At 70.3% G+C, this 9,465-nt stretch carries 10 protein-coding genes; 9 read left to right on the top strand and 1 reads right to left on the bottom strand.

Going from position 1 to position 9,465, the window contains the following annotated elements; translation table 11 throughout:
• Window positions 1-71 precede the first annotated feature (71 nt).
• The 8 genes from ACFXN1_RS44385 (at window position 72) to ACFXN1_RS44350 (ending at window position 7,443) form a co-directional block, all read left to right on the top strand.
• Window positions 72-1,073, top strand: coding sequence for an LLM class flavin-dependent oxidoreductase (locus tag ACFXN1_RS44385; protein WP_379463942.1), 1,002 nt, complete (start codon window positions 72-74; stop codon window positions 1,071-1,073).
• Window positions 1,070-2,239, top strand: coding sequence for an LLM class flavin-dependent oxidoreductase (locus tag ACFXN1_RS44380; protein WP_379438983.1), 1,170 nt, complete (start codon window positions 1,070-1,072; stop codon window positions 2,237-2,239). Before ACFXN1_RS44385 ends, ACFXN1_RS44380 begins: the two co-directional genes overlap by 4 nt.
• A 46-nt stretch (window positions 2,240-2,285) precedes the next feature.
• Window positions 2,286-3,233, top strand: coding sequence for an ABC transporter substrate-binding protein (locus ACFXN1_RS44375; protein ID WP_379438981.1), 948 nt, complete (start codon window positions 2,286-2,288; stop codon window positions 3,231-3,233).
• Between the two features lie 397 nt (window positions 3,234-3,630).
• On the top strand, window positions 3,631-5,160 hold the full coding sequence (locus ACFXN1_RS44370; RefSeq protein ID WP_379403188.1) for an ATP-binding protein: 1,530 nt from the start codon (window positions 3,631-3,633) through the stop codon (window positions 5,158-5,160).
• Window positions 5,157-5,591, top strand: coding sequence for a roadblock/LC7 domain-containing protein (locus ACFXN1_RS44365; protein WP_354832976.1), 435 nt, complete (start codon window positions 5,157-5,159; stop codon window positions 5,589-5,591). Before ACFXN1_RS44370 ends, ACFXN1_RS44365 begins: the two co-directional genes overlap by 4 nt.
• Complete coding sequence (locus ACFXN1_RS44360; RefSeq protein WP_354832974.1) at window positions 5,588-5,935, top strand: DUF742 domain-containing protein; 348 nt, start codon at window positions 5,588-5,590, stop codon at window positions 5,933-5,935. The genes ACFXN1_RS44365 and ACFXN1_RS44360 overlap by 4 nt, the downstream gene beginning before the upstream one ends.
• Entirely contained in the window at window positions 5,910-6,506 is a 597-nt protein-coding gene (locus ACFXN1_RS44355) for an ATP/GTP-binding protein (protein WP_379403187.1), read from the top strand. The genes ACFXN1_RS44360 and ACFXN1_RS44355 overlap by 26 nt, the downstream gene beginning before the upstream one ends.
• 145 nt (window positions 6,507-6,651) lie before the next feature.
• A complete protein-coding gene (locus tag ACFXN1_RS44350) occupies window positions 6,652-7,443 on the top strand; it encodes an alpha/beta fold hydrolase (protein WP_379438979.1) in 792 nt (263 codons plus the stop codon).
• Here ACFXN1_RS44350 and ACFXN1_RS44345 read toward each other — a convergent pair whose 3' ends face one another.
• A complete protein-coding gene (locus ACFXN1_RS44345) occupies window positions 7,444-8,232 on the bottom strand; it encodes a helix-turn-helix domain-containing protein (RefSeq protein WP_379438978.1) in 789 nt (262 codons plus the stop codon).
• A gap of 293 nt (window positions 8,233-8,525) precedes the next feature.
• On the opposite strand from ACFXN1_RS44345, the gene ACFXN1_RS44340 reads away from it, so the two are divergent.
• Window positions 8,526-9,465, top strand: a 940-nt coding sequence (locus tag ACFXN1_RS44340; protein WP_379463938.1) for an iron-containing alcohol dehydrogenase, incomplete at its 3' end; no start/stop codon positions are given.

Genomic DNA, 9,465 nt, shown 5'->3' with positions numbered 1-9,465 from the left:
CACCCGTTCTCGGTGTGGTCGCCGCTGGTCGGGACGAGGTAGGCGGCTCGGCGAGCGTCGAGGGCCGCTCGGTGAATCCTGCCGTGACCGATGTCCGGGCCGGGCTGTTCGGGCCGTTCGACGACCTGCACCAGGTGGTGCACGCCGCCGAGTTGTCCGGTCTGGACGGGGTACTCGCGCCCTACGACCCGGCAGGCGAAGAGTCGTGGATCGTGGCGGGTGCGGCGCTGCGGGCCACACGGCACGCGCGCGTCGTCGTCGACTTCCATCCCGGCTTCGGGACACCGGTCTACGCAGCGAAGGTTTCGGCGTCCCTGCAACGGTTCTCGGCGGGGCGACTGGGCTGGCGGCTGGCGGTGGACACCGACGCCGACGACGCGCGACAGCGCGGTGACCGCGTCACCGGGGACGATCGGTACGCGCGCGCAGCGGAATTCCTCACCGTGGCGCGCGGTGTCTGGAACGAGAACCCGGTGCCCGCGGCCGGATTCCGCGGCACCGGGTTCGACTACGCGGGGGAGTACTACGACGTCATCGACGGCGGATTCCGGGGGATCCTGTCCGGCCTGCCCTTCCCGGCGGTGTACCTGAGCGGGGATTCGAACGCGGCGCTGGAACTTTCGGCACGTCACGGCGATGTGCACGTCTTCACCGAGACGCCACAGGGCCTCGATGCGTCCCTCGCCGAACTGCGGGCCCTGTCCGCCGCGGCCGGGCGCACCGTGCGCGCGGGCGTCGAGGTGCCCGTCATCGCCCGCGAGACCGAGACCGAGGCGTGGGCCCGGGTCGAAAGGCAATGGCGCGAACTGAATCCGGACGGGCCGGGTGCGGAGGCGCTGGACCTCGGTGACGGGCGCTGGGCGGGCTTCACCCAGCTGGGATATCCGCAGGCCATCGGCTTGGTCGGCAGCTACGAGCAGGTGGCGCGGCGATTGCGGGCGTACGCCACGGCCGGCGTCGACACCGTGGTGCTGTCCGGGCACCCGCACCTCGAGGAGGTCTACCGCGCCGGGGAACACCTGCTGTTCCTGGCCGACCCGACCGGCCGCACCCTGAAGGAGGCCACCGCATGACCATCGACATCTATTGGCGCATCGGCATGGAGGGCGATCACGCCTCGCTGCGCACCCCGCGCCGCTACAACCGCGGCCACGCGGGCGGCTACGGTCCCGGCAATATCGCCCCGGCCGTGCGCGCGGGCGAACTCGACGGCTACAGCTACCTCGATCACGCCGCGGCCGTCGCCCGCGCCTCGGAATCGGCCGGGTTCCTCGGTGGCCTGCTGCCGTCGTTCCCCATCACCGAGGACCCGTGGGCGGTGGCCGCCGCCCTGGCCCGCGAGACCACCACCTACCGGTTCATGGTCGCCTTCCAGCCCGGATTCCTGCACCCGGTGCAGGCCGCGCGGATGTCGGCCAGCCTGCAGCGCGCCACCGGCGGGCGGCTGGTCTACAACATCATCAGCGGCGGCGGGGGACCGGCCCAACTGTGGTGGGGCGACAAGGTTTCCCACGACGACCGCTACGCCCGCACCAGCGAATTCCTCGAGGTGCTGCGCGGAGTATGGGACGGCGAACCCCTCGACCACGAGGGCCGCTTCTTCCGCACCGAGGGCGCGGCACTGCCGCCCGCCCTGGCCGGGCAACCGTTCCCGGAGGTGTACTTCTCCGGCTCCTCACCCGCCGCCGTGCAGGCCGCGGGCCACCACGCCGACTACTACCTGTCCTGGCTCGAGCCCTTCGCCGACCTGCGCGCCAAATTCGACGGCGTGCGCGCACACGCCGAATGCACCGGCCGCACACCGAAGTTCGCCGTCCGCATCGACATCGTGGCGCGCCACACCGCGGAGGCCGCCTGGGCCGAGATCGAGAAGGGCTGGGCCTTCGTCGATCGGGACGCCGCCAACCGCGCCGCCCAGGGCGATTCGGTGGGTGCGGCCCGCATCCAGGGCTGGGTCCCCGAAACCATTGCCGGCTACCGGGATCTGGAGGTCCAGCCCAATGTCTGGTGCGGGTTCAGCCTGATTCGCGGCGGCCCGGCCTTCGGCCTGGTCGGCAGCTACGAGCAGGTCGCCCAGCGCCTCGACGAACTCATCGACCTGGGCGTGGACGCGTTCATCCTGGCCGGGAACCCGCACCTGGAAGAGGCGTACCGGGTCGGTGAGGAGGTGCTGCCGCTGCTCGGCCGCTCCCGCCTCACCGTACCCGGCCCGGCCGCCACTCTCGCCGCCACCAGCTGACCACCGCGACCACATCCCCGAAAACCCGCATTCACCAGGAGATTTCATGAGCATCCGCGTCGGGTACTTCCCGCACAACAACTCCCTGTTCGTCCTGCGCCACCGCGGCATCCTCGAACGCGCTCTGCCCGAGGTGGAATGGGTCGATCTGCGGGCACTGCCCAAGCCCGCACCAGTCGACGTGAAAGCCGCCCTGCCGTCCCAGCATTCGGACTGGCTGTTCGCCGAGGGCGGCTACGACTTCATCGGCACCGGCTTCACCCCGCCGATCACCGCCCTGGGCAACGATCGCGACATCGTCTACGTCGGCATTTCCGGCCCGCGCATCGAGAACGGCCGCCTGGTCGCCCCGGCCGGGAGCGGCATCGAGACCGTCGCGGACCTGAAGGGCAAGCGGGTGGGCATCGCCCATGGCTCCTGGCAGACCACCCTGCTGCTGTTCGCCCTGGACCGCGTCGGCCTCGGCTGGGCCGATATCGAACCGGTCGACACCGATATCCACGATGGTGGAAACCTGCTGCGCACCGGTGAACTCGACGCCTGGGTCGGCGCCTACCCGGCGCTGGCGGCGCTCGAGGCCACCACCGAACTGCACACTCTCGTCGACACCGAGTCGGTGTTCAGCCACCCGTCACTGTGGTTCACCCGCCGCGGGTTCGCCGAGCAGCACCGTGCGGAACTGGAGGCGATCATCGCCGCCCTGCAGGAATCCGACGCGTGGATCGCCGAGAACCCGCGCGCGGCCGCACAGTACTTCGTCGACGATATCGTCGCCCGCGGCGGCACCGCCGACCTCGATGCCTGGGAGGCGGCCCTGCGTGGCCGGCCCTTCGGCGTCGGTCCGGTGACCGCGGAGTTCCTCGATGAGCAACAGCGCGCGGCGGACCTGCTGACCGCCAACGGCTTGCTGCCCCGGCGGATCGATGTGCGCGCGGCGGTCGTTCCCTGGATCGCCGATGCGGTCACTGCCACGACGGTGGCCACCGCCGGCTGAGGCCCGCGCGAGCAGTGCCGGTTGCCGCGTGGCATCCGGTGGAGACGATTTGCTGGAGCGGTCTCCACCGGGTGCCACGCGGTGTTTTGCTGCGGGAACCGGGAGGTTGCCGGCGTGCAGGCAGGGGCGGGGGCGCAGGTGAGGGGCGGGGACAGCATGGAATCCGGGTTGGTGGTCGAGTGACCAATTGTCGGGCCGTGGACCTCGGGTTCGGATCGCCCGGGTGACCGGGTCCTTCCGCATCGGGGCTTCGGGGGGCAAATCGCGGTGAAATGCTGTGAGCTGCACGGGCTCCGGGTTGCGGTTTGCCCGGAGATACCGAAAGGTTAGGGGAGACAGAGGATTCTGCTATGGTGGCTCCGCCGATTTCAGGATCGGCCGGACGACAAGAGAATTGATGAATCAAGACAACGCCGTGCTGCTTTCCTGGGTTCTCGCTGCCGCGCTAGTATTCGCCGTGGTCGGGCTGCTGTTTCTGTGGCGTGCCATGCGCGCCGAACGCGGGCGGGTTGCTGCCCTGCGCGCCGAGCAGGCCAACCGTGACGTAGCGGTCGAGGACATGATCGTGAACCTGACCGAGAACGTCGTGCCCGCCATCGGTGCCGCCGTGCGACGCTCGGACCCCGACAACCCCACCGTGGATCTGCCGATCGTGCTCGAGCAGTCGCGCATCGCGGAGCTGGTGTGGCAGTGGACCGCCCGCTGCGGCGAGGAGCTGCAGAAGGTGGCCGTCGAGACCCGCGACCGGGTCCGGCGCGAAGCCGAGACCGAAACGCAGCTCGCGGTGGCGCAGGCCGAATCCGAGCGTGAGACCGCGGTGGCCCAGGCCGAGGAGGTGGCCCAGCTGGCCATCGCCCAGGCCGAGGAGGCCGCCCGCGTCGCCGTCGCGCAGGCCGGGGAGGCCTCGCGCAGCGCGGTCGCCGAGGCCGCCGACACCGCCCGCGCCCAGGTGGAGGGCTCCGCCCGCGAGGCCACCTCGGCCGCGGTGCGCGCCTTCGGCGCCTCGGTGGTGAGCCTGGGCGCGGACGTCAGCCAGGTGCTCAGCGCCGCGCTGCGTCAGCACCGCAACGACGAGACCTTCGAAACGCTCACCCGCATCGACCATTCCGTGCAGCAGATGATCCGCCAGGCGCAGTCCTATGTGATCGTCTGTGGTGGTCTGCCCGGCCGTCGCTGGCCGCAGCAGACTCTCACCGACGTGGTGGGCGGCGCCACCGGCCGAGTCCGCGACTACACCCGGGTGCGCGCCACCGAGCTGGACCGCCCGGTCGTGAGCCGCGCGGTGGAACCGCTGGTGCACACCGTCGCGACCCTGCTCGACAACGCGCTGCGCTACTCGCCGCCGACCTCGTACGTGGACATCGGTTTCCAGGAGGGTCACCACGGCATCACGGTGATCATCGACGACGCCGGTGTGCGGATGAACCCCGAGCAGCTCGAGGAGACCCGCCGCGTCCTCGCGGGCGACCAGCTCGTCGACATCCACGCGCTGGGCCCGACCCCGCGCGTCGGGTTCCCCGGCGTGGCCGCACTCGCGCGCCGCTACGGCTTCTCCGTCTACATCGACGGCCCGAATATGTACGGCGGCATGCGCGCCATGGTCTTCATTCCGGAGACCCTGCTGGCCGCGCCCGCCCCGACACCCGTGGCCGTTGCCGCCCCGACCCCCGTGCCGGCGCCCGCCCGGATTCCGGCACCCGACCCGGAACCCACGGTGGTGGCCATGGATTCGGTGCCTCAGGAACTCACTCCCGGCGGTCTGCCCAAGCGGCGCCGTCGCTCGGCGTCGGTGTCGGTGGCGGCACCCGTGCGCCCGGTCGTCGTGGATGAGACATCCGCGCGACCCGATATCGCCGCTGCCTGGCACAGCGGCTCCCAGCGCGGTCGAGCGGCCGCGTTCGAGCACTCCGAAGGGATGACATCGTGACCGGTACGCCCGCGACCGCCGTCAGTGACACCAACCGGCTGGCCTGGTTGCTCGACGATCTCGAAGCGCCGGGGGTCCGGTTCGCCGTCCTGCTATCGGAGGATGGCCTGCGCATCGCGCACACCGGGGGCGTGAGCATCGACGACGCCGAGCGTTTCGCCGCGGCCGCCTCCGGCCTGCGGGCACTGGGCAAGGCGCTCGCCGAGTTCTGCGGCGGCACCTCCGACAATGCGGTGCGCCAGAACATGACCGAGTACGCCGACGGCATGATCTTCATCACCGCCGCCGGAGCCGGTGCGCTCCTGGGTGTTTCGACCACCCAGGACGTGGATGTCAGCCTGGTCGCGCACCGGATGAACGAACTGGCCCTGCGGGTCGGGCGTGAGCTCGGCAGTATGTCGCGGACCAGGGCGGATCTGCCGCGCTCATGAGCCGGCCGCGGCGCGACCCCGATCTGGTCCGGGCGTATGTGCGCACCGGCGGCCGATCGCGCCCCACGCGGGTGCTGGATCTGGTCAGTCTGGTTGTCGCGGTGGCCGATCCGGCCCCCGGCGCGTCGGCCGACGCCCGCCGCATCATCCAGCTCGCCCGCCGCGGCGTGCTGACGCTGGCCGAGTTGGCGGCCTATCTGGACCTGCCGCCCTCGGTCGTGAAGATCCTGGTGGCGGACCTACTGGACAGCGGTCATCTGGCCGTCCCGACCCCGGTGGAAGCGCTGCCGGGCAAAGCCCTTTTGGAGGAGGTACTCGATGGACTCCGCGCTCTCTCCGCATGAGCGCGTCGTCGACTATGTGCCGGAGACCGTCACCCGCACCGTAAAGTTGCTGGTGGCGGGGAACTTCGGCGTCGGGAAGACCACGTTCGTGGGCAGCGTGTCGGAGATCCGGCCGCTGCGCACCGAGGAGACGATCACCGAGGCCAGCGTCGGCGTCGACGATATGGCCGGGCTGCCGGGCAAGACCACCACCACGGTGGCCATGGACTTCGGCCGCATCACCCTGAATCCGCGGCTGGCGCTGTACCTGTTCGGCACGCCTGGCCAGCGCCGGTTCGTGCCGATCTGGGAGGACCTGGCCGTCGGTGCGCTGGGCGCGCTGGTGCTGGTCGATACGCGCCGGCTGGAGAAGGCCGACGAATCGCTGTCCATCCTCGAGGAGCGCGGTGTGCCGTTCGCGGTGGCCGTCAACGACTTCGAGGGCGCGCCCAAGCATCCGCTCGACGAGGTCCGCGATGCGCTCGACCTCGACCAGGGCACGCCGCTGCTGCGGCTCGACGCCCGGGACCGCAATCCGTGCCTGCAATCGCTCATCACCCTGGTCGAGTACCTGTTGGAGCCGCGCGTCTAGCCGTATTTTCCACGGGCAGAACATCATTCGTGGTGAAAGGCCCGGCCGGGCCGCTCGCGTGACGCATCTCGCAACGCCATCCATCCGAGCTGGAATCTGCGCTACGGTGAGCGCTTCCTGCCGGGTGAAGCGAAAGAGTTTCGGAATGCCGTTTGCGAGCCGCGGATCGGTCAAGATCCACTACACCGATACCGGCGGGCCGGGGCCGGCGGTGGTGTTCGGACACAGCCTGTTCATGGACCAGGAGATGTTCGCCCCGCAGATGGACGCGCTCGCGCCCGACTACCGGATCATCGCCATCGACTCGCGCGGCCACGGGGCCGGCGAGGACGACGAAATCCCGTTCAGCTACTGGGATCTCGCCCGTGACGCCTGGGTGGTGGTGGACGAGCTGGGTCTCGAGCGCGTCGTGGTGGGCGGGGTCGCGCACGGCGGGTTCACGGCCGTGCGCATGGCGCTGCTGGCGCGGCCGCGGGTGGCGGGGCTGATCGTGATCGGGTCGAGTGCGGCGGCCATGACGCCGCAGCGGCGTGCCGGGTACCGCGAGGTGCTCGACATGTGGGCGAGCAGCGCGACCCCGGGGCCCACCATCAGAATGGTGTGCTCGCTCATGATCGGGGGCACCGCCGCCGATCAGCAGCCGTGGCGGGCGAAGTGGGCCACCGCCCCGCGCAATCGGATGCGGTTGGCGGGCGAATGCCTGGTCAACCGTGACTCGGTGCACGAGCTGCTCGGTGACATCGACTGTCCGGCACTGGTGATCCGCGGGCTGGCCGATCAGGCCACCAGCGCCGAGGAGGTCGCGGAACTGGCTGCGGCGCTGGGCAGTCCGGCCCCGGTGCACACCATCGCCGGGGCCGCCATGACACCGAACCTCACCCACCCCGGCGAGGTCAACGCGCTGCTGCGGGAGTTCCTCGCCGCCCTGCCGTCCTGATCAGGTCTCGACCAGTCCGAGGAACAGCTGGTGCGCCGGACCCGGCGCGGTCCCGCGATAGCGCTGCACCCGCACGTCGAACACGGTGGCGGTGCGCGGATCGCGCAGCGTGAAGGTGGGGTCGTGGCGGCCGATGTGCACATGTCCCGCGGTCCACAGCCGCCGGAAGTCGGGTTGCTCGCCCAGTTCCCGTAGCAGCTGGTCGATCTCGTCGCGGCCGCGGGACCCGGCGGCGTAGGCGCGGAAACGCCCGACCATCAACTGGGCCTCGCGCTCCCACTCCTCGACCACGAGGCGTGCCCGCGGGTCGGTGAACATCCACCGCAGCACGTGGCCGTGTCGCGACAATCCCGGCAGCGCCGCGTCGAAGGCGCTGTTGCACGCCACCACATGCCAGCCGTCGTCGAGGGCCGCCGCCAGATGCGGCAGCAGCGCGTCGAGAATGGTGCGCACCGCGCCCACCGCCGGATCCCCGACGCGCAGCGCCCGCGCGGACGAGGCGGCCGGGCGCTGCTGGGCCAGGTGGTAGAGGTGGATGCGCTCGGCCACATCCAGCTCCAGCACCGCCGCCAGCGAATCCAGAATGGCCGGGCCGGGATTGAGCGCCTCACCCTGTTCGATCTTGGCGATATAGCCCAGGCTGGCGTGGGTGGCCTCGGCCAGCTGCTTGCGGGTCAGGCCCGCCGGATGCCGGCCGGTGGCCCGTGCGCGCCGCTCGCGCACGAACTCGGCCAGTGTGGGCGCGCGCAGCCCCTCGGCGCTCGGCAGCCCGAATTCGTTGTCGGCCAACGGCATCCCCTCGAACAGATCAGCGTGGCTCCACCCTAGGTGCCCGCCCGCCGACGGGTGCGGTGGAACGACGAGCCGGGGTGCCAGGATGCGGCGGTACCACCGCCGGTGGTCGCGCTGCGGAAACCTGTTTCGCGCAGTGGTGCTCGCGAATTCGCCTGCTCATGACTGGGGTATCCGAGCGGTTGCCAAGCGGGGAGCTCGCATTCGATATTGGCCGTGCGAGGGACGGCAGCGGCGCCGGCCGGGGAGTCGATGGGGGTATCGGCGAATAGCGAGGAGCGGCACCGGAAATGGCCAGTAATTCATTGTCGGGCGACGAATCGGGGCTGCGGTCGCGCCCGATAGTGATCGGGGAACGATCGTTTCCCTATTATTTCGGTCGCCACTGCATCACCGAGATCGGTGCGGCCATCGCCGCGCTGGGCGCGGACCGGCTGGTATTCGTCACCGACGACGAGGTGCTGTCCCGCTACCGCCGTGATATCGACCGGCTGGCCGGATCGATTCCGTCCCTGATCCTTTCGCATCCCTCCGGCGAGTCCATGAAAACGCTGACCTGCCTGTCCGGCCACCTGGAAACCGCTTTGCGCGCGGGCATCACGCGACGGTCGGTGGTGGTGTCCTTCGGGGGTGGCGTGCCCGGCAATCTGGCGGGGCTGATGGCGAATCTGCTGTTCCGGGGTGTGCGGCTGGTGCACGTGCCGACCACGACCATCGCGGCGATGGATTCGGTGCTCTCGCTCAAGCAGGCCATCAACAGCGGAGTGGGCAAGAACCATCTGGGCACCTATTACGCGCCCGAGGCGGTATTCACCGACGTCGAGTTCTTCACCACCCTGCCCGAGCGTGAATTGCGTTCGGGCCTGTGCGAAATGGCGAAGAACTGCCTCGCGATCGACCCGTCCGCATTGGCCGGGTTGCGGGCGGTGATCGGGAACATGACCGCACCGGATTCGCTGCTGTGGCTGCTGGACGCCAGCATTGCCGCGAAATCCGCGGTCACCCGGGACGACACGTACGAGCGCGGCGCGGGGCTGGTCCTCGAATACGGTCACACCGTCGGCCACGCCATCGAGATCTGCGATCATCGCGTGCGCGGCGCGGCGGGTCTGCCGCACGGCACCGCGATTGCGCTGGGAATGCTGGTGGCCGCGCACATCTCGCATGCGCGCGGGTGGCTGTCCGACGACGAGGTGAGCGTCCACTACGAGATCGTCACCGGTCTGGGGG

It is taken from the genome of Nocardia sp. NPDC059154, assembly GCF_042755705.1.
In the GTDB taxonomy this organism is placed as follows: Bacteria; Actinomycetota; Actinomycetes; order Mycobacteriales; family Mycobacteriaceae; genus Nocardia.
The sequence above is the reverse complement of the archived record's forward strand: the minus strand, read 5'-3'. Positions and strand labels throughout refer to the sequence as shown.

Bases quoted from the DNA above. Each gene is read 5' to 3' on its own strand.
- ACFXN1_RS44380 (WP_379438983.1), top strand. From the start codon at position 1,070: ATGACCATCGACATCTATTGGCGCATCGGCATGGAGGGCGATCACGCC.
- ACFXN1_RS44375 (WP_379438981.1), top strand. From the start codon at position 2,286: ATGAGCATCCGCGTCGGGTACTTCCCGCACAACAACTCCCTGTTCGTC.
- ACFXN1_RS44370 (WP_379403188.1), top strand. From the start codon at position 3,631: ATGAATCAAGACAACGCCGTGCTGCTTTCCTGGGTTCTCGCTGCCGCG.
- ACFXN1_RS44360 (WP_354832974.1), top strand. From the start codon at position 5,588: ATGAGCCGGCCGCGGCGCGACCCCGATCTGGTCCGGGCGTATGTGCGC.
- ACFXN1_RS44355 (WP_379403187.1), top strand. From the start codon at position 5,910: ATGGACTCCGCGCTCTCTCCGCATGAGCGCGTCGTCGACTATGTGCCG.
- ACFXN1_RS44350 (WP_379438979.1), top strand. From the start codon at position 6,652: ATGCCGTTTGCGAGCCGCGGATCGGTCAAGATCCACTACACCGATACC.